The sequence below is a fragment of the Pseudomonas sp. AA-38 genome (assembly GCF_029457475.1).
Taxonomy (GTDB): domain Bacteria; phylum Pseudomonadota; class Gammaproteobacteria; order Pseudomonadales; family Pseudomonadaceae; genus Aquipseudomonas.
Genome location: NZ_CP120359.1, coordinates 1,610,781 through 1,630,497, shown reverse-complemented (window position 1 = coordinate 1,630,497; position 19,717 = coordinate 1,610,781). Strand labels below are relative to the sequence as shown.

Genomic DNA, 19,717 nt, shown 5'->3' with positions numbered 1-19,717 from the left:
GCCATGGACTTAGAACTCAGTGACGAACAACGCCTGCTCACCGACAGCGCCCGCGCCTTCGCCGCGCGGGAACTGGCGCCCCACGCCGCCGACTGGGATCGCGACCACCACTTCCCCATCGAGGTAATCCGCCGCGCCGCCGAACAGGGCTACCTGGCCCTGTACATCGCCGAAGAGGATGGCGGCCTGGGCCTGTCGCGGCTGTCCAGCGCGCTGATCTTCGAGCAACTGGCGGCCGGCTGCGTGGCCACCACCGCCTACCTGACCATCCACAACATGGCCACCTGGATGCTCGCCAGCTTCGCCGACCAGGCGCTCAAGGACGCCTGGTTGCCGGGGCTGATCAGCGGCCAGGCGCTGGCCTCCTACTGCCTGACCGAACCGGACGCCGGCTCCGACGCGGCCAACCTGCGCACCCGCGCCCGCCGCGACGGCGACGACTACGTGCTCGACGGCAGCAAGTGCTTCATCTCCGGTGCCGGCAGTACCGATGTGCTGATCGTCATGGCGCGCAGCGGCGAGGACGGCGCCAAGGGCATCTCCTGCTTCCTGGTGCCGGCCGATGCCCCCGGCGTGCGCTACGGGCGCAACGAGGACAAGATGGGCTGGAAGGCGCAGCCGACCCGCACCATCACCTTCGAGGGCGTGCGCATTCCGGCCAGCCACCGTATCGGCCCGGAAGGCGAAGGCTTCGTCTACGCCATGAAGGGCCTCGACGGCGGCCGCCTCAATATCGCCAGTTGTTCGCTCGGCGCGGCCCAGGCGGCGCTGGAGCAGAGCCTGCGCTACGTGGAAGAGCGCAAGCAGTTCGGCAAGGCCCTCAGCGAATTCCAGGTACTGCAGTTCAAGCTGGCCGACATGCTCACCGACCTCACTGCCAGCCGGCAGATGGTGCGCCTGGCCGCGCACAAGCTCGACCATGGCCACGGCGAAGCCAGCCTGTATTGCGCCATGGCCAAGCGCTTCGCCACCGACCACTGCTTCGACATCTGCAACGAGGCCCTGCAACTGCACGGCGGCTATGGCTATCTGAATGACTATCCACTGGAGCGCTGGGTACGCGACGCCCGCGTGCATCAGATTCTGGAGGGCACCAACGAAATCATGCGGGTGATCGTCGCCCGCCGCCTGCTCCTGCAGGGCGGCATGCTCGATCGCCTGCTGTAACCGCTGAGTCCCCGTCCGTCGATGGCAGGGGAAGAAAATTGACGAGGAATCGGTATGAGCACTGCACTGGAAACCTACAAATCCGGCATCTTCGACCTGACCCACAAGCTCACCGTGGAGAAGCACGGCCACACCGCACTGATCACCATCAACCACCCACCGGCCAACACCTGGGATCGCGACTCACTGATCGGCCTCAAGCAGGTCATCGAGCACCTCAATCGTGACGACGAGGTCTACGCCCTGGTGGTGACTGGCCAGGGGCCGAAATTCTTCAGCGCTGGCGCCGACCTGAACATGTTTGCCGATGGCGACAAAGCCCGCGCCCGTGAGATGGCCCGGCGCTTCGGCGAAGCCTTCGAGACCTTGCGTGACTTCCGCGGCGTGTCCATCGCCGCGATCAACGGCTACGCCATGGGTGGCGGCCTGGAGTGCGCCCTGGCCTGCGACCTGCGCATCGCCGAACGCCAGGCGCTGATGGCCCTACCGGAAGCGGCCGTGGGCCTGTTGCCCTGTGCTGGCGGCACCCAGGCGCTGCCTTGGTTGGTGGGCGAAGGCTGGGCCAAGCGCATGATCCTCTGTGGCGAACGCATCGACGCCGACACCGCCCTGCGCATCGGCCTGGTGGAGCAGGTGGTGGACACCGGCGAAGCCCGTGGCACCGCCCTGCTGCTGGCGTCCAAAGTGGCGCGGCAGAGCCCGGTGGCAGTGCGCACCATCAAGCCGCTGATCCAGGGCGCCCGCCAGCGCGGCCCGAACACCTGGTTACCGGAAGAGCGCGAGCGCTTCGTCGACCTGTTCGACGCCGACGACACCCGCGAAGGCGTCAACGCCTTCCTGGAAAAACGCGACCCGCAGTGGCGCAATAAATGAGAGGAGCAGCGACAAGCGGCAAGCCACAAGCTAAAAGCTGCTCTGGCGCTCTTACTTGAAGCTTGTGGCTTGCGGCTTGAAGCTCAACCAAAGGTTATCCTATGAATCTGCAATTTGAAGAACGCCCCAGCCTGCATGGCTACCGCATCGGCATCGCCAGCCTGGATGCCGAGAAGAGCCTCAATGCACTCTCCCTGCCCATGATCGAAGCGCTCGATGCGCGCCTCAAGGCCTGGGCCAACGACCCCGAAATCGCCTGCGTGATGCTGCGCGGCAACGGCGCCAAGGCCTTCTGCGCCGGCGGCGACGTGGTGCAGCTCGTCCACCAGTGCCGCGAGCGTCCTGGCGATGTACCGGCCCTGGCGCGGCGCTTCTTCGCCGACGAATATCGCCTCGACTATCGCATCCACACCTACCCCAAACCCTTCATCTGCTGGGCCCATGGCCATGTGCTCGGTGGCGGCATGGGCCTGATGCAGGGCGCCGGCATCCGCATCGTCACCCCCAGCAGCCGCCTGGGCATGCCGGAAATCAATATCGGCTTATACCCGGATGTCGGCGGTAGCTGGTTCCTCGCCCGCCTGCCTGGGCGCCTGGGTCTGTTCCTCGGCCTCACCGCCGCCAGCATCAACGCCCGTGATGCGCTGGATCTGAACCTGGCCGACCGCTTCCTGCGCGACGACCAGCAAGGCGCCCTGCTCGATGGCCTGGTGCAACTGAACTGGCGCGAACAGCCCGAGGCCCAGCTACACAGCCTGCTGCGCGCGCTGGAAAGCGAGGCCCGAGAAGAACTGCCAGCCGCACAGTGGCTGCCGCGCCGCGAGCGTATCGATGACTTGCTCGATGTCGCCGACCTGCCGGCAGCGGTGCAAACCCTCAGCGCTCTGCAGCAGGACGACGACGCCCTGCTGGCGCGCGCCGCCAAGACCCTGGCCCATGGCTGCCCACTGACCGCCCATCTGGTCTGGGAGCAGATCCGCCGGGCCCGCCACCTGTCCCTGGCCGAGGTGTTCCGCATGGAATACGCCATGAGCCTGAATTGCTGCCGCCACCCGGAATTCCTCGAAGGGGTGCGCGCCCGCCTGATCGACAAGGATCAGGCGCCGCACTGGCATTGGCCGGATGTGGCGACGATCCCGCAGGACGTGATCGAGGCGCACTTCGCCCCGGCCTGGGACGGCGAGCACCCACTGGCGGATTTGTAGAAGGCCGCGCCGCCTGCCCGGTGCGCACGGCGCACCCTACACCTGTGGGGCTATAGCCGCGACCTGAGGATCTGCAGGCACGACAATTAACAAGGAGCAACAGCATGGCCGATACGCAACTGCAAAAAGCCCAGGCCTTCCAGGCCCTGCATCAACGCGACGAGTTACTGGTGCTACCCAACCCCTGGGATGCCGGCTCGGCGAAGATACTCGCGGCCCTGGGCTTCGAGGCCCTGGCCAGCACCAGTGCCGGCCTGGCCTTCAGCCTCGGGCGCGCCGATGGCGAGGGCCTGATCAGCCGTGAGGAAACCCTGGCCAACGCCCGCGCCATAGTCGACGCCACGCCATTGCCGGTGGCAGCCGATCTGGAAAACGGCTTCGCCAATGAGCCCCAGGGCTGCGCCGACACCCTGCTGCAGGCCGCTGCCTGCGGGCTGGTGGGTGGCTCCATCGAGGATGCCAGCGGTAATCCGCAGGCGCCCATCTACCCGCTGGAGCTGGCGGTGGAGCGCATCCGCGCCTCGGTGGCGGCCGTGCGCAGCCTACCCTTCCCCTTCACCCTCTGCGCCCGCGTGGAAAACTTCCTGCATGGGCGTGAAGACCTGCCCGACACCCTGCGCCGCCTGGAAGCCTATGCCGAGGCCGGCGCCGACGTGCTCTACGCCCCCGGCCTGACCACGCGCGCGCAGATCGACGCCGTGGTGCGGGCCGTGGCGCCCAGGCCGGTCAACGTGCTGCTGGGGCTATCCAGCAGCGCCCTGACCCTGGACGACCTGAGCGAGCTGGGCGTGCGCCGCGTCAGCGTCGGCTCCAGCCTGGCGCGCGCAGCCTTTGGCGGCTTCCTCCAGGCCGCACGCGCGCTGCATCAGGGCGACGCAGGCTTCGCCAGGAACGCCGCTTCCTTCGCCGAACTCAACGAGCTGTTCAAAACCGGGCAGTAACACTAGCCGTAGCCCGGATGCAATCCGGGAAATGGGGCCTGTGGGAGGGGCTTTAGCCGCGACCGGCAGAGCACCAGGAACCTACACGATTGATGCGTGATTGATTGGCATTGAGCAGTCACCCAAGAGCAACAAGAAAAGGAGAACCGACATGACCCAGATCGCCTTTATCGGCCTAGGCCACATGGGCCTGCCCATGGCTCGCAACCTGCTCAAGGCGGGTTACCCGCTGAAAGTCTTCGACCTGGTGCGCAGCGCCGTCGACACCCTGGCCGGCGAAGGCGCGGTGGCGGCCGCCAGCGCCGCTGACGCCATCGATCAGGCGCAGGTGGTGATCAGCATGCTGCCCGCCAGCCGCCATGTGGAGGCGTTGTATCTGGGAGACGACGGCCTGCTCGATCGGCTCGCAGCCGGCACCCTGGTGATTGAGTGCTCCACCATCGCCCCGGAGTCCGCACGCAAGGTGCATGCCGCCGCCCGTGAACGCGGCATCGCCCTGCTCGATGCGCCCGTTTCCGGGGGCACCGGCGGCGCGGCGGCCGGTACCCTGACCTTCATGGTCGGAGGTGAAGCCCAGGCGCTGGAGAAGGCCCAGCCGATTCTCGCCGCCATGGGCCGCAACATCTTCCACGCCGGTCCGGATGGCGCCGGTCAGGTGGCCAAGGTGTGCAATAACCAGGTGCTCGCCGTGCAAATGATCGCCACCGCCGAAGCCATGGCCATGGGCGTGGCCAACGGTCTGGAGCCGGCGGTGCTGGCCGAGATCATGCGGCAGAGTTCCGGCGGCAACTGGACGCTGGAAAAGTACAACCCCTGGCCCGGGGTGATGGAGAACGCACCGGCATCCAAGGGCTACAGCGGTGGTTTCATGGCCGAGCTGATGGCCAAGGATCTCGGCCTGGCTCAGGAAACCGCCAGCCACCACGGCAACAGCGCGCCAATGGGCGCCTTGGCGCTGCAGCTCTATCGGCTGCTGCTCAAGCAGGGCAAGGGCAAGCAGGATTTTTCCGTGGTGCAGCAGTTGTTCGTCGAGCAGTAGATATCGCCTTGCATGCCCCAAGGCCGATCGCCAGCAAGCCAGCGCTTAGCAGGCTTTGAAAAACTATCTGCGTTGGCAATACCGCGTTAAAAATGGCCTCAAAATACTCATTTACAGCACGTAAACTGCGCTTTTTCGACCATTTTTGCCTTGTCTTGCCTGCCTCGTCGACGTTTTTCAACGGCCTGCTACGGGCATGCATGAGGGCTGAGCTCGCCCGGTCAGCGCAGCGTTTGCAGGTGCAACATGCCGAACGCCAGCACCTGCAGACGCTGCCACCACAGCCCCGGCATGCCCTCCAGACGCGAGCGGAACAGCAGCAGCTCACCGACATGCGCCAGCAGCAGGAACAACGCGGCCCAGTTCACCCAGGCGCCCAGTGGCGTGGCGAAGGGATAGAGCAGATTGAGCAGCGCCACCAGCCAGAACATGGCCAGCGCGCCCTTGAGGAAGGACAACAGATGCATCGAGAATCTCCTGAAAAGTGACCTGCAGAGTGTGCCGAGGCCCACACAACTCCACCGCCTCTCTTTAGACGGGCGTCACACTGCGAAGATCCTCGGCCAGATGCCCCATCAGACAGCACCGCATCAACGCAACGCACCAGCACGGCGCACCGAGCTGCATTCCTGCCACGCAAAGTGCGATGGTTGGCGCCTGGCACGATGTTCGCTTTAGCCAGAGCGTGCAGGAAATGCCCCGGTACACCGGGCACGCGGCACCACAATTTGCCAATAGCCGGCTAGGGTTCCGGCTCGCCCCAGGCGAGCGACTGGTCCGAGAGCTGGCGACCTCCAGCGAGGTTACACGGCGGGACAAAAGCCCGGGAGAACGCGCCCCATCCGTGGGGAACCGCCGCGAACTCCTGCCCGCCCCGTCTCGAATTGGAGGATCACCATGGGTATGCCCCACTCGCATCAACGGCTGTCAGCCGTCCTCTCCACAGGCCTGACGTTCGTATCCCCTTGCGTCCGCTAGCTGCGCACGCCTTTCGTTCCTGGGCCGAAGAGGATTCTCCATGCGCCTGATCAACCGCCATCCGGATCGCAGCGGTCGCCTGCTGCTGATCCTGCTGCCCTTCGCCCTGCTGCTGTTCGTCTACTTCAATGCCTCGACCAGCCGTCTGGCCGAGAACCCCAACGACAAACTGCTGCCCAGTGCCGGGCAGATGGCCGAAGCCATGAACCGCCTGGCCTTCAACGAAGACAAGCGCAGCGGCCAGTACCTGTTCTGGCAGGACACCGCCTCCAGCCTGCAACGTATCGGCCTTGGCCTGGGCATCGCCGCGCTGCTGGGCCTGACGCTGGGCATCGCCGCCGGCACCCTGCCGCTGCTGGGCACGCCGCTGTCACCGCTGCTTACCGTGCTGTCGATGATTCCACCCTTGGCCATCCTGCCGATCCTGTTCATCGTCTTCGGTCTCGGCGAGCTGTCCAAGGTCATGCTCATCGTCATCGGCGTCACACCGATGCTGGCCCGTGACCTCGAACAACGCGCCCGGGAAATCCCCAGCGAACTGCTGATCAAGGCGCAGACCCTCGGCGCCAACACCTGGACGCTGATCCTGCGCCTGGTATTGCCGCAACTCTTGCCACGCCTGCTCATCTCCCTGCGCCTGGTGCTCGGTTCGGCCTGGCTGTTCCTGATCGCCGCCGAAGCCATCGCCTCCACCGACGGCCTGGGCTACCGCATCTTCCTCGTGCGTCGCTACATGGCCATGGACATCATCCTGCCCTACGTGGCCTGGATCACCCTGCTGGCCTGGGCCCTGGATCTGGGCCTGCGCCAGCTCACCCGGCTGTGCTTCCCCTGGTATGAAGGAGCCAAGGCATGAGCGACAAGAAAAGCAGCGCAGCAGGCGCCTTCATCGAAGTGAAGAATGTCTGGCAGCAATACGGCGACCAGACCGTGCTGGAGCGCCTCGACCTGAGCATCGCCGAAGGCGAGTTCTGCGCCCTGGTGGGCGCCTCGGGCTGCGGCAAGTCCACCTTCCTGCGCCTGCTGCTCGGCCAGGAGCGCCCCAGTCGTGGGCAGATTCTGCTCGGCGGTGAGCCGCTGATGGCCGAGCCCGATCCCAGCCGTGGCGTGGTGTTTCAGCGCTATTCGGTGTTCCCGCACCTGAGCGTGCTGGACAACGTCGCCCTCGGCCTGGAGCTGCGCCAGTCGCGACTGCTCGGGCGCCTGCTCGGCGCGGCCAAACGCGAAGCCCGCGAGCGTGCCGCCAGCATCCTCACCCGGGTCGGCCTCGGTCATGCTCTGGACAAGTACCCCAGCGCCCTTTCCGGTGGCATGCAGCAGCGTCTGGCCATCGCCCAGGCATTGATCATGCAGCCACGGGTGCTGCTGCTCGACGAACCCTTCGGCGCCCTCGACCCCGGTATCCGCAAGGACATGCACACGCTGCTGCTGGAGCTGTGGCAGGAAACCCGGTTGACGGTGTTCATGGTTACCCACGACCTGTCCGAAGGCTTCAGCCTCGGCACCCGCCTGCTGGTATTCGACAAGGTACGCCACGACCCGCAGGCACCTGGCGCCTATGGCGCGCGCATCACCTACGACCTGCCGCTGAACGAGGCACGCCGGGCGCACGTGCAACTGCCCAGCGAACTGGCCGAGCGGATTGCTGCCCGTTGATAGCAGCGGCTGTTTCGGTGCGCGCAGCGCACCCTACGCAGGCAGACCGCGCGATAACCGTAGGGTGCGCCATGCGCACCACCTCTGCTGCTGCATCGTCGCGGCTACGACTGCATGGATGCAGGAGGTAGAGCGAAGCAGGATGCCCGAGCCGAAAGCCCCTCTCACGAATCGCATGGAGCCGGGCTACTGTGGGAGGCGCTTCAGCGGCGAGTGTATTTCCCGGATTGCATCCGGCTACAGGGCCGCAGTTTCGGTGCGCACGGCGCACCCTACAAATCGACGCGCGCCCCTACAAAGAATGTCGCGCTTCAGCGGCGAGCTTTGCAGCTATGAATCCAGCCCCGCTGCCTAGCTCAACACCTGCAGATACCGCGACAAGGTTTCCCTCTCGGCGGCGAACCAGCGCTGCGCCTCCTCGGTGCAGGGCGTGGCCAGCTCTGCCCGCCAATCCGGCTCCAACGTGTCGATGAGGAAGGTGCGCACCACATCGCGGCCGTCCGGCCGCTGCAGGCGCTGGCACAGACTGCCTGCCTCCGGCACCTCGAAGCCCTCCAGCGAAACGGCCTGCCCCACTCGTGCCGGCAAGGTGGACAGCACCACGCGATAACGCCCCAACTCATCGGCATGGGCCAGTGAGGTCTCGAAGTCGAACAGCGCAGCCAGGGCCTGGCCATCACCACGCGCCTGTTCGACTCGCTCGCGCAGTTGCAGCGACGATTCGCCCGGCTCCACGGCTCGCCCCTGAACCCAGCCGAGTCTGTCGCCACAGAGAATCAGACCACCACCCCGCAGCAGCACCTCGCCGCTGTGCGCATCACACTCCTGCAGCAGGCGCAGGCCGATCAAGGGCCCGCTGCTGGCCTGCAAACGCCAGTCTTCGACGTAAGCGCCGCTGGTGCCGAACTCGATCATGCAGTTGCCGATGCGCCGCAGTTGCGCCGGTTCCGGCCAGCGGTTGTGCAGTTGCAGGCTCACACCGCCGTGCCAGCTCAGATAGCCGTTCTGCCAGATGCTGTCGGCTACCCAGCCCTCGTGGTTGGCCAGTTGGCGCAGCTCGGCGGCGTCGTAGTCCTGCCAGGCGCGCACGGGCAGCGCGGGCGCGTCCGGCAGGCGCAGGTCGATGGTGAAGGTGCGGCTCTGCAACCAGTGCACCTGGGTGCGCTCATCGCTGCGGCCATCGGCGAAGCTGATGGTGCGCCGACGGAAGTGCCCGAGCATCCAGTCCGGCACGCCGCCCTCGGCGCGGTGCGGGTAACGGCTCGCCAGTTGCAGCAGGTTCATGCCGTCACCTCCCGGCGCCCCTGACCGAAGCTGGACAGACCCAACGTACCGTCGGGCAGTTGCAGCGAGCCGTCCTCCAGGCGCTGGCGCAGATAGCGAAAGGTCTGCGCGGTCTGCGCGAACAGGTGATCACCGCAGATCACAGGCGGGTACTCACGTTCACCACGCGCCGGCAGGCCGGCAATCGGCGCGATGCGCGTCGGGTAGTCACAGGCGCAGAACAGCGGGAAGGCGAAACGCTCCTCGCTGACCTTGCGCACGCGGTGCGAGGTGGCGACGAAATGCCCGTTGCTGAGCACCTCGAGCATGTCGCCTATGTTGATCACGAAAGCGTCCTCCAGCAGCGGCACATCGATCCACTGGCCATCGCCATTGAGCACCTGCAAGCCTTCGGCGGTGGGCAAGAGGATGGTGAAGCACTCGTAGTCGGTGTGCGCACCGATGCCAGGGCGGTCGGCCACCGGGTCGGGGTCGAGCGGGTAATGAATCATGCGCAACTGACTGGTGGGACGCCGGGTAATGGCGGCGAAGGTGTCCTCGGCCAGCCCTAGCGCCAGGGCAAAGCCACGGAACAGGGTGTCACCCAGTGCCAGCGCCGCCCGGTAATAGGCACTGACCGCGCGCTTGAAGTCCGCCGAGTCCGGCCACTGCGTCGGCCCCAGCAGCGGATAGACCTGGGTCGCCTCGGTGTAGTCGTAATTGACGTCGTAGGCTTCCTTCAAATCCTTGCTGCCACCGGCGAACTGCTCCTCGCCCTCCGGCACGTAGCCGCTGTGGTTGCTCGACTGGCCGATATAGAAGCGCATCTTCTCCTCCAGCGGCCGCGCGAAGAAGCGCCGCGCCTGCTCGATCAGGCCATCGCGTAGCTCGCGGGAAATGCCGTGCCCGGTGATCTGCAGAAAACCGACCTCACGCGCGGCGCGGCCCAGCGCGTCGGCAACGCGCTGGCGCTCGGCGAGGCTATCGGCATAAAGCCCGGAGACGTTGATCAGGGGAATGGAAGTGAAATGGGTATGCGCCATGGCAATCTCCCTCGAACAAGCGAGTTACCTGGTCGTCCAGACGAGCAGCGGGCCGGGTCGTCCCGAAGGCGACAACGAGGCCGCCCCTGCACGGGGCCAATAGCGATTTCCATGCCACCGCCACAGCGCCATCCATGGCCCCTGCCACCGACGAATCGCCCCCGAACGGTGCAATACGCGCCTCAAAGGCCCCATCAGGCGGCACGAATCCCCCCGACACCCTTGCCAAGCCTCCCATTCATGGGCTGTGACGAGCTGGCACGCAATTCGCTAAGACCTGAGCGTGCAGGTTTTAGCCGGGTCTTCCCGGAATCGCGGCACCACAATTTGCGAAATGGATGACTAGGGTTCCGATCCGCGCGAGCGGGTGCTGGTCCGAGAGTCATCGACCTCCAGTGAGGTTACACGGCGGGATAAAAGCCCGGGAGAACGCGCCTTCCGCACCATTCGGAACGTGCCGCGACTCCTGCCCGCACTCATCACGACTGGAGGTTCCAATGCGCAAGTACCGTCTGCTCTCCTTCGCCGCCGCCGGCCTGGCCGCGGTGCTCAGCTTCAGCGCTCACGCCGAGAAGAAAGACAGCTTCAGCGTCTGCTGGACGCTCTACGCCGGCTGGATGCCCTGGGGCCATGCCAGCACCTCCGGCATCATCGACAAATGGGCGAAGAAGTACGGCATCGACATCGATGTGGTGCAGCTCAACGACTACGTCGAATCCATCAACCAGTACAGCGTCGGCCAGTTCGACGGCTGCACCATGACCAACATGGATGCCCTGACCATCCCCGCCGCCGGTGGCGTGGACAGCACCGCGCTGATCGTCGGCGATTACTCCAACGGCAACGACGGCCTGCTGATCAAGGGCGAAGGCAAGACCCTGGCCGATATCAAGGGTATGCGCGTCAACCTGGTGGAGCTGTCGGTGTCCCACTACTTCCTCGCCCGCGCCCTGGAAACCGCCGGCCTGAGCGAGCGTGACGTGACCGTGGTGAACACCTCCGACGCCGACATCATCGCCGCCTACTCCACCCCCAGCGTGCAGGCTGCCGCCACCTGGAACCCCATGCTCGCGGAGATCAAGGCCCAGCCGGGCAGCACCGAGGTGTTCGACTCCTCGAAGATCCCCGGCGAGATCCTCGACATGATGGTGGTCAACACCCAGACCCTCAAGGACAACCCGGACTTCGGCAAAGCCCTGGTCGGCGCCTGGTTCGAGATTCTCGACCTGATGCAATCCGGCACGCCCGAAGCCAGCGAAGCCCTGACTGAAATGGCCAAGGCCTCCGGCACCGACCTGGCCGGCTTCCAGGCGCAACTGGCAACCACCAAGCTGTTCTACACGCCCAAGGAAACCCTGGACTTCGTCACCAGCCCGGCCCTGCCCGAGACCATGAGCAAGGTGGCCAACTTCAGCTTCGAGCACGGCATCCTCGGTGAAGGCGCGCGCAGTGCCGACGCCATCGGCATGACCTTCGCAGGCGGTGTGAGCACTGGTGACAGCGCCAATATCAAGCTGCGTTTCGACCCGACTTACATCCAGATGGCCGTCGACGGCAAGCTTTGAAGCAAAAGCCCCGCTCTGCTGCTCAGGCGCCCATCGGCGCCTGACGCCACAAGATCCGATCCCGAGGTATCCATGAACACTGCCCCCACCTTGCGCCCAACCCTGTATGAAGAAACCGTCCCCGGCGGCGGCCACACCTCCTTCGTGCTCAAGCGTGGCCAGTTGCTGCGCATCACCGATATCGAAGGCGGCGCCAACGTCAGCCTGCTGTTGTTCAACGCGGCTGAGAAAAGCGAGCGCCTGAACCTGCCGGACACCCTCAAGGGCCAGCACACCGCCAAGCTCACCGTCGGCCACTGCCTGTACTCGGACATGGGCAAGGTACTGGCCGCCATCACCGCCGACACCTGCGGCTGGCACGACAGCTTCGGCGGCGTGCTCAATGCCGAAGAGGTGCTGGAGAAGTACGGCCAGGGCCGCTATCAGGAATTGCGCAACGGCTTCTTCCGCAACGGCATGGACAACCTGCTGGTGGAAATGGGCAAGTGGAACCTGAACCTGCAGGACCTGCTGATGAACCTCAACCTGTTCAGCCGTGTGGATGTGGACGCCGACGGCACCTTCCACTTCCAGCCGGATAACAGCAAGGCCGGCGACTACATCGAACTGTACGCGCCGATGGACTGCCTGGTGGTGCTCACCGCCCTGCAGCACCCGATGGATCCCAACCCGCAGTACGCGCCCAAGCCGGTGCACCTGCGCTGGAGCAGGGTCGACAGCGACGGCATCAGCGTGCTGTGCCGCACTTCGCGCCCGGAAAACGGCCGCGCCTTCCACAACACCGAACGCCAGTACCTGTGAGGATGCCGACATGAGCCTGACCGCAAGCAACCTGCATCCCGAAACCGCCGCATTCCGCCACACCATCCCGGCGGGCGAGCCCTACCTGTTCGAGGTCAAGGCCGGGCAGACCCTGCGCCTGCATGACCTGGAAGGCAACCAGGCGATCGACACCCTGTTCTTCGCCGCCAGGAACCCACGCGAGCGCTTCGACCCGCAACGCACCCTGCGCAAGCAGAACAAGGTCTACCTGACCACCGGCACGGTGCTCTACTCCAACCTCGGCAACCCGCTGCTGACCATAGTCGCCGACACCTGCGGCCGCCACGACACCCTGGGCGGCGCCTGCGCGCAGGAGAGCAACACCGTGCGCTATGCCCTGGATAAGCGCTATATGCACAGCTGCCGCGACAACTTCCTGCGCGCCAGCCTGCACGACGGCCGCCTGAGCAAGCGCGACATCGGCGCCAACATCAACTTCTTCATGAACGTTCCCGTAACTCCGGAGGGCGGCCTGACCTTCGAGGACGGCATCTCCGCGCCAGGCAAGTATGTGGAGCTCAAAGCCGAGGTCGACGTGATCGTGCTGATCTCCAACTGCCCGCAACTGAACAACCCCTGCAACGGCTGGAACCCGACTCCGGCCGAAGTGCTGGTGTGGGAATAGAGCAGCCGCAAGCTGCAAGCGGTACGGCGCCTAGCAACCGTAGGGTGGATGTCGCTTTCTACATCCACCAGCTTCGCCAGTTCGCGGCAAAAGCGGAACGCCGCCCGGCCGCTTCTACACATGCAACCCTCTTGCCGCTTGTAGCTCGAGGCTTGCCGCTCGCTGCGGACGACCGTGGCGCACGACGAATGACGGCGGGACGGCCCGCCACGCCCTTCGAGGGTCAATGACGATGTTCGACAAACTGCTGATCGCCAACCGTGGCGCCATCGCCTGCCGCATCCTGCGCACCCTGCGCGAGCTGAACGTCGGCGGCGTGGCCGTGTATTCCGAAGCGGACGTGGCCAGCCTGCATATCCAGCAAGCTGATGAAGCCTTCTCCCTCGGCGACGGCCCGGCTGCACAGACCTATCTGGTGGTCGACAAGATCCTCGCCGCCGCCAAACAGGCCGGCGCAAAAGCCATCCACCCCGGCTACGGCTTTCTCTCCGAAAACGCCACCTTCGCCGAAGCCTGCGAAGCGGCCGGCATCGCCTTCGTCGGCCCGACGCCCGAGCAGTTGCGCGTGTTCGGCCTCAAGCACACCGCCCGCGCCCTGGCCAAGCAGCATGGCGTGCCCATGCTCGAAGGCACCGAGCTGCTGGAAAACCTCGACGCCGCGCTGGTCGCAGGCGAGCAGGTCGGCTACCCGGTGATGCTGAAAAGCACCGCGGGTGGTGGCGGCATCGGCATGCGTGTGTGTCGCTCGGCTGCCGAGCTCTCCGAAGCCTTCGAGGCGGTCAAGCGCCTGGGACAGAACAACTTCAGCGACAGCGGCGTATTTATCGAGAAGTACATCCAGCGTGCCCGCCATCTGGAAGTGCAGGTGTTCGGCGACGGCCAGGGCGAAGTGCTCGCCCTCGGCGTGCGCGACTGCTCGGTGCAGCGGCGCAACCAGAAGGTGCTGGAAGAAACCCCGGCGCCGAACCTGCCGGCCGGTATGGCGGATGAGCTGTGCGCAGCGGCGATCAAGCTGGCCAAGGCGGTGAATTACCGCAGCGCCGGCACTGTCGAATTCGTCTACGACAGCGAGGCCGAGCGCTTCTACTTCCTCGAAGTGAACACTCGCCTGCAGGTCGAGCACGGCGTTACCGAACAGGTCTGGGGCGTCGACCTGGTGCGCTGGATGATCGAATTGGCCGCCGGCGACCTGGCGCCGCTGAGCGAACTGGCTGTCACCCTGCAGCCCAGCGGTCATGCCATCCAGGCACGGCTATACGCCGAAGATCCGGGCCGTGATTTCCAACCCAGCCCCGGACTGCTCACCGCCGTGCAGTTTCCCGAAGCCGACGGCAAGGCCCTGCGTATCGACACCTGGGTCGAAGCAGGCTGCGAGATTCCGCCCTACTTCGACCCGATGATCGCCAAGCTGATCACCTGGGCACCAACCCGCGAGCAGGCCAGCGCCGCACTGGACAAGGCCCTGGCCGACTCGCTGCTGTACGGCGTGGAATGCAACCGCGACTACCTGCGCCAGATCCTGGCCGACGCCCCCTTCGCCAGCGGCCATCCCTGGACGCGTTGCCTGGAAAACCTCGTCTACCAAGCGACCACCTTCGAGGTACTGAGTGCCGGCACCCAGACCACCGTGCAGGACTGCCCCGGCCGCCTCGGCTACTGGGCGGTCGGCGTACCGCCGTCCGGCCCGATGGACGACCGCGCCCTGCGCCTGGGCAACCGCCTGCTCGGCAATGAAAAGGGCGCCGCCGGCCTGGAAATCACCATGAGCGGCCCCAGCCTGCGCTTCAACACCGACGCCGTGGTCGCCGTTACCGGCGCCGAGATCCCCGTCAGCCTCGATGGCGTCGCCCAGCCGCTGAATACCGCGCTGCTGATCGCAGCCGGCAGCACCCTAGCACTCGGCACCATCAATGGTGCCGGCGCACGCAGCTACCTGAGCGTTCGCGGCGGCATCCAGGTGCCGGACTACCTGGGCAGCAAGAGCACCTTCACCCTCGGCCAGTTCGGCGGTCACGCTGGCCGCGCCCTGCGCGCCGGCGATGTGCTGCACCTGCTGCCGCTCGATAGCAACGAGGCCGGCGCGCAACTGCCCGCCGAACTTTGCCCGCCCCTGCCGGCAGTGCGCGAACTGCGGGTGATCTACGGCCCGCACGGCGCACCGGAATACTTCACGCCCGGTTATGTCGAGCGCTTCCTCGCCACCGACTGGGAAGTGCACTTCAACTCCAGCCGCACCGGCGTGCGCCTGATCGGGCCGAAACCCGAGTGGGTACGCGACAGCGGCGGCGAAGCCGGCCTGCACCCCTCCAATATCCACGACAACCCCTACGCCATCGGCGCGGTGGATTTTACCGGCGACATGCCGGTGATCCTCGGCCCGGATGGCCCCAGCCTCGGCGGCTTCGTCTGCCTGGTGACCATCATCGAGGCCGACCTGTGGCAGCTCGGCCAACTCAAGGCCGGCGACAAGGTGCGCTTCGTGCCGGTGGATATCGCCAAGGCGCGGGAATTGGCGCAAAGCGATGCACGCGAATACACCGAACTCGCGCTTGTCTCCCCTCTCCCGCTTGCGGGAGACGACTGCATGGATGCAGGAGGTAGGGCGACGCAGGACGCTCAAGCCGAGGGGCCGGGGGAGAGGGTTCTTGAAAACGCCCAAAGCCCCTCTCCCCAACCCTCTCCCATAAATGGGAGAGGGAGCCGTTCGGTGTTGGCTTCCCCCATCGTGCTGGATATCGGCCAAGCCGACACCCGCCTGGTCGCGCGCCTGTCCGGCGACACCCACCTGCTGCTGGAAATCGGCCAGCCGGAACTCGACCTGGTGCTGCGCTTCCGTGGCCATGCGCTGATGCAGGCGCTGGAGGCCAAGCAACTGGACGGCGTGATCGACCTCACCCCCGGCATCCGCTCGCTGCAGGTGCACTACCAACCGGAAACCCTGGCCCTGCAGACGCTGCTCGATATCGTCGCCGGCGAGTGGGATGCCGTCTGCGCCGCGCGCGACCTCAAGGTGCCGTCGCGTATCGTCCACCTGCCGTTGTCCTGGGACGACCCGGCCTGCCAGCTAGCCATCGACAAGTACATGACCACAGTGCGCAAGGACGCGCCCTGGTGCCCGAGCAACCTGGAGTTCATCCGCCGCATCAACGACCTGCCGAATCTGGACGAGGTGTACCGCACGGTGTTCGACGCCAGCTACCTGGTCATGGGCCTGGGCGACGTCTACCTCGGCGCGCCGGTAGCCACGCCGCTCGACCCGCGCCACCGCCTGGTCACCACCAAGTACAACCCGGCGCGCACCTGGACGGCGGAGAACTCCGTCGGCATCGGCGGCGCCTACATGTGCGTGTACGGCATGGAAGGCCCGGGTGGCTACCAGTTCGTTGGCCGCACCCTGCAGATGTGGAACCGCTACCGCGAAGTGGAGGCCTTCGATGGCAAACCCTGGTTGCTGCGCTTCTTCGACCAGATTCGTTTCTACCCGGTATCGGCAGAGGAACTGCTGCGCATCCGCCGCGACTTCCCGCTGGGCCGCTACCCATTGCGCATCGAACACAGCGAGCTGGCCCTGACCGACTACCAGCAGTTCCTCGATGACGAAGCCGATGGCATCGCTGCCTTCCGCCAGCAGCAGCGCGCGGCCTTCGATGCCGAACGCCAACGCTGGATCGACAGTGGCCAGGCACATTTCGAGGTGGAGGAAGCCGCCCCCGAACAAGGCGAAGACGCCCCGCTCGCGGCCGGCCAGCACGCCATCGAAAGCCATGTGGCCGGCAACCTCTGGCAAGTGCAGGTGGAAGCCGGCGCCCAGGTGCAGGCTGGCGACGTGCTGGTGATCCTCGAGTCGATGAAGATGGAGATTCCACTCACCGCGCCCATGGCCGGCACCGTGCGCGAAGTGCGCGTGCAACCGGGCTCGCCCGTACGCGCCGGGCAGCGCGTGGTGATACTGGAAGAAGCCTGAAGCACGGCTACAGGGAAGCCGGGATGCAATCCGGGAAGCACCTCCCGGATTGCATCCGGGCTACATGACGGCCATAAATTGTGATCACAACTGGCGCTTGGCCTGCCTGACAAGCTAGCATCACGCCATTCCCCGTTGACGGACTCAACGATGCTGCTGCGCTCCAAACGGCACACGCAAACCTCGCTGGTGCTGCTGCTCCTGTTTCTGCTCGGCAGTGGCTTTCTCACCACGTCCTTGCTCAGCTACTACGCCTCGCGTGACTCGATCCGCGACAGCATCATCAACACCGAGCTGCCGCTGACCTCCGACACCGTCTACTCGGAAATCCAGAAGGATCTGGTACGCCCCATTCTCATCTCCTCGATGATGGCCCGCGACACCTTCCTGCGCGACTGGGTGCTGGCCGGCGAGCAGGACAGCGAGCAGATGACCCGCTACCTGCGCGAAGTGCAGGAACACTACGGCGCCTTCACCAGCTTCTTCGTTTCCGACAGAACCAGCACCTACTACCAATCCAAGGGCGTGCTGAAACAGGTCAAGCCGAGCGAGCCGCGCGACGTCTGGTACTACCGCCTGCGCATGCAGCCGGAACCCTACGAGATCAACGTCGATGTCGACATGGCCAACGCCGACCGCCTGACCATCTTCATCAACTACAAGGTGCTCGACTACGACGGCAACTTCATCGGCGCCACTGGCGTCGGCCTGGCCGTCGACGCCGTGGTCAAGCTGATCGACGAATACCAGCAGCGCTACGAGCGCAGCGTCTACTTCGTCGACACCACAGGGCGCATCACCCTCACCGGCGCCCAGGGTGGGCCGCTGGGCGCCAAGGTCGGCGAATCGCTGGCGGATATCCCTGGCCTGGCTGGCCTGATGGAAAAGCTGCCGACACCGCAGAGCGGCCGCTTCGAGTATCAGGAGCATGGCCGCGAGCATTTTCTCAACGTGCGCTACATTCCCGAACTGGAGTGGTACCTGTTCGTCGACAAGCACGACAAGGCCCTGGTCGGCATCCGCCAGGGGCTCTACCTCAACCTGCTGCTGTGCCTGCTGGTCACCGTCATCGTGCTCACCCTGGTGAGCCTGGTGATCCGCCGCTACCAGCAACGCATCGCCGCCCTGGCCACCACCGACGCCCTCACCGAGCTGCCCAACCGTCGTGGCTTCGACATCCTCGCCGAAAAGGCCCTGCAGGAGGCGCAACGCGACAACAGCCCGCTGTGCGCGGTGCTGCTGGATCTGGACAACTTCAAGCAGATCAACGACCAGCATGGCCACCTGGCCGGTGACGAGGTGCTGCGCCGCTTCGCCGAACAGTTGCGCGGCGCGCTGCGCCAGTCCGATATCCTCTGCCGCTGGGGTGGTGAGGAATTCATCCTGCTGCTGAAGAACACCGAGCATCAGACCGCCCATGAGCTGGCCGAGAAATTGCGCCAGCACTGCGCCGAACAGCGCTACCCGGTGGACGGCGAAAGGCTGCAGGTCACCGTCAGCCTCGGCCTCAGCCATTGGCAAGCGGGCGAAAGCCTGCACACCCTGCTCGGCCGCACCGACCGTGCCCTGTATCGCGCCAAACAGGCCGGGCGCGACCGCGTCTGTGAAGAGCCTTGATGGATAGCGAACGCTGCCCCCTGTGCGGCAAGCCCAACCAGTGCAGCGTCGCGGCAGGCCGCAGCGACGAACCCTGCTGGTGCTTCGACGCTCAGATCGACCCGGCCGCGCTGCAGCGCCTGACGCCCGAGCAACGAGACCAGGCCTGCCTGTGCCCGGCCTGCGCCGGCGCGCTGGATGCCATCGAACGCCGCGAGCACGACTGAGCCATGCGCCTGGATCGTTTCCTGAGCAACTTCCCCCGCTTCAGCCGCCAGGACAGCCGCCTGCTGATCAGCGCCGGCCGCCTACGCGTGGACGGCCAGACCGTCCGCGACCCGCGCCATGAGATCCGCGACTTCCAGCGCGTCGAGCTGGATGACGAACTGCTGCAGGCCGGGCGCAGCGCCCGCTACTGGATGCTGCACAAACCAGTGGGCGTGGTCAGCGCCACCGAACATGACGAACACCGCACCGTACTCGACCTGCTGAACGAGCCGGACAAGCACGACCTGCACCTGGCCGGCCGCCTCGATCTGAACACCAGCGGCCTGCTGCTGATCACCAACGACGGGCGCTGGTCGCGGCGCATCACCCAGCCACAGCAACGCAAGCCCAAGGTCTACCACGTCACCACCGAGCAGCCGATCACCGACGAATACGCCGAAGTCTTCGCCCGTGGCCTGTACTTCGCCTTCGAGAATCTCACCACCCTGCCCGCCCAGCTCGAGGTGCTGGACAGCCACCACGCCCGCCTGACCCTGTTCGAGGGGCGCTATCACCAGGTCAAGCGCATGTTCGGCCACTTCCGCAACCGTGTCGTCGCCCTGCACCGCGAAAGCATGGGCGAGATCGCTCTCGACCCACAGCTGGCTCCCGGCCAGTACCGTGCCCTGACGGATGCGGAAATCGCCAGCGTCTGACGGTTTTCCTGACGACCCGACCAACGGTTAGCACAATCGTCCATAAAGATGTGACTC

The 19,717-nt window shown here is 65.7% G+C and carries 17 protein-coding genes and 2 riboswitches; of the genes, 14 read left to right on the top strand and 3 right to left on the bottom strand.

What is annotated here, in order from left to right; all coding sequences use genetic code 11:
- The first annotated feature begins 3 nt into the window (after positions 1–3).
- The 5 genes from PVE35_RS07510 to mmsB all read left to right on the top strand — a co-directional run bounded on the left by PVE35_RS07510 (position 4) and on the right by mmsB (position 5,225).
- On the top strand, positions 4–1,167 hold the full coding sequence (locus PVE35_RS07510; RefSeq protein WP_277374255.1) for an isobutyryl-CoA dehydrogenase: 1,164 nt from the start codon (positions 4–6) through the stop codon (positions 1,165–1,167).
- A gap of 54 nt (positions 1,168–1,221) precedes the next feature.
- Positions 1,222–2,040: an enoyl-CoA hydratase gene (locus PVE35_RS07505; RefSeq protein ID WP_268182392.1), complete on the top strand. Its 819-nt coding sequence runs from the start codon at positions 1,222–1,224 to the stop codon at positions 2,038–2,040.
- 101 nt (positions 2,041–2,141) lie between these two features.
- The gene (locus PVE35_RS07500) at positions 2,142–3,245 is read left to right on the top strand and encodes an enoyl-CoA hydratase/isomerase family protein (protein WP_268182390.1); all 1,104 of its coding nucleotides are present in this window, start codon (positions 2,142–2,144) and stop codon (positions 3,243–3,245) included.
- A 104-nt stretch (positions 3,246–3,349) separates the two neighbouring features.
- Entirely contained in the window at positions 3,350–4,186 is an 837-nt protein-coding gene (locus PVE35_RS07495) for an isocitrate lyase/phosphoenolpyruvate mutase family protein (RefSeq protein WP_277374254.1), read from the top strand.
- 151 nt (positions 4,187–4,337) lie between these two features.
- A complete protein-coding gene (gene mmsB / locus PVE35_RS07490) occupies positions 4,338–5,225 on the top strand; it encodes a 3-hydroxyisobutyrate dehydrogenase (RefSeq protein ID WP_277374253.1) in 888 nt (295 codons plus the stop codon).
- A gap of 221 nt (positions 5,226–5,446) precedes the next feature.
- Here mmsB and PVE35_RS07485 read toward each other — a convergent pair whose 3' ends face one another.
- On the bottom strand, positions 5,447–5,692 hold the full coding sequence (locus tag PVE35_RS07485) for a DUF1145 domain-containing protein (protein WP_277374252.1): 246 nt from the start codon (positions 5,690–5,692) through the stop codon (positions 5,447–5,449).
- A 264-nt stretch (positions 5,693–5,956) separates the two neighbouring features.
- Positions 5,957–6,057, top strand: a riboswitch (guanidine-I (ykkC/yxkD leader).
- Positions 6,058–6,243: 186 nt separating this feature from the next.
- Between PVE35_RS07485 and PVE35_RS07480 the strand changes: the two genes are divergently transcribed.
- Together PVE35_RS07480 and PVE35_RS07475 are read left to right on the top strand one after the other, a co-directional pair.
- Positions 6,244–7,059 (top strand): ABC transporter permease, encoded by an 816-nt coding sequence (locus PVE35_RS07480; RefSeq protein ID WP_277374251.1) that lies wholly within the window; start codon positions 6,244–6,246, stop codon positions 7,057–7,059.
- A complete protein-coding gene (locus PVE35_RS07475) occupies positions 7,056–7,859 on the top strand; it encodes an ABC transporter ATP-binding protein (protein WP_268182380.1) in 804 nt (267 codons plus the stop codon). Before PVE35_RS07480 ends, PVE35_RS07475 begins: the two co-directional genes overlap by 4 nt.
- A 351-nt stretch (positions 7,860–8,210) precedes the next feature.
- Here the strand turns inward: PVE35_RS07475 and PVE35_RS07470 are convergent, their stop codons facing one another.
- Both PVE35_RS07470 and PVE35_RS07465 read right to left on the bottom strand, forming a co-directional pair.
- Positions 8,211–9,143: a hypothetical protein gene (locus PVE35_RS07470; RefSeq protein WP_277374250.1), complete on the bottom strand. Its 933-nt coding sequence runs from the start codon at positions 9,141–9,143 to the stop codon at positions 8,211–8,213.
- The gene (locus tag PVE35_RS07465) at positions 9,140–10,165 is read right to left on the bottom strand and encodes a 2-oxoglutarate and iron-dependent oxygenase domain-containing protein (protein WP_277374249.1); all 1,026 of its coding nucleotides are present in this window, start codon (positions 10,163–10,165) and stop codon (positions 9,140–9,142) included. The genes PVE35_RS07470 and PVE35_RS07465 overlap by 4 nt, the downstream gene beginning before the upstream one ends.
- Before the next feature lie 331 nt (positions 10,166–10,496).
- A riboswitch (guanidine-I (ykkC/yxkD leader) is annotated at positions 10,497–10,595 on the top strand.
- Between the two features lie 67 nt (positions 10,596–10,662).
- Here PVE35_RS07465 and PVE35_RS07460 point away from each other — a divergent pair.
- The 7 genes from PVE35_RS07460 to PVE35_RS07430 all read left to right on the top strand — a co-directional run bounded on the left by PVE35_RS07460 (position 10,663) and on the right by PVE35_RS07430 (position 19,660).
- The gene (locus PVE35_RS07460; RefSeq protein WP_277374248.1) at positions 10,663–11,730 is read left to right on the top strand and encodes a putative urea ABC transporter substrate-binding protein; all 1,068 of its coding nucleotides are present in this window, start codon (positions 10,663–10,665) and stop codon (positions 11,728–11,730) included.
- Positions 11,731–11,802: 72 nt separating this feature from the next.
- A complete protein-coding gene (locus PVE35_RS07455; protein ID WP_277374247.1) occupies positions 11,803–12,531 on the top strand; it encodes an urea amidolyase associated protein UAAP1 in 729 nt (242 codons plus the stop codon).
- A 10-nt stretch (positions 12,532–12,541) separates the two neighbouring features.
- Entirely contained in the window at positions 12,542–13,177 is a 636-nt protein-coding gene (locus PVE35_RS07450) for an urea amidolyase associated protein UAAP2 (RefSeq protein WP_277374246.1), read from the top strand.
- Positions 13,178–13,409: 232 nt separating this feature from the next.
- On the top strand, positions 13,410–17,141 hold the full coding sequence (uca, locus tag PVE35_RS07445) for an urea carboxylase (RefSeq protein WP_277374245.1): 3,732 nt from the start codon (positions 13,410–13,412) through the stop codon (positions 17,139–17,141).
- Between the two features lie 150 nt (positions 17,142–17,291).
- Entirely contained in the window at positions 17,292–18,758 is a 1,467-nt protein-coding gene (locus PVE35_RS07440) for a sensor domain-containing diguanylate cyclase (protein WP_277374244.1), read from the top strand.
- Positions 18,758–18,964, top strand: coding sequence for a cysteine-rich CWC family protein (locus PVE35_RS07435; protein ID WP_277374243.1), 207 nt, complete (start codon positions 18,758–18,760; stop codon positions 18,962–18,964). The genes PVE35_RS07440 and PVE35_RS07435 overlap by 1 nt, the downstream gene beginning before the upstream one ends.
- Before the next feature lie 3 nt (positions 18,965–18,967).
- On the top strand, positions 18,968–19,660 hold the full coding sequence (locus tag PVE35_RS07430; RefSeq protein ID WP_268182364.1) for a 16S rRNA pseudouridine(516) synthase: 693 nt from the start codon (positions 18,968–18,970) through the stop codon (positions 19,658–19,660).
- Positions 19,661–19,717 lie beyond the last annotated feature (57 nt).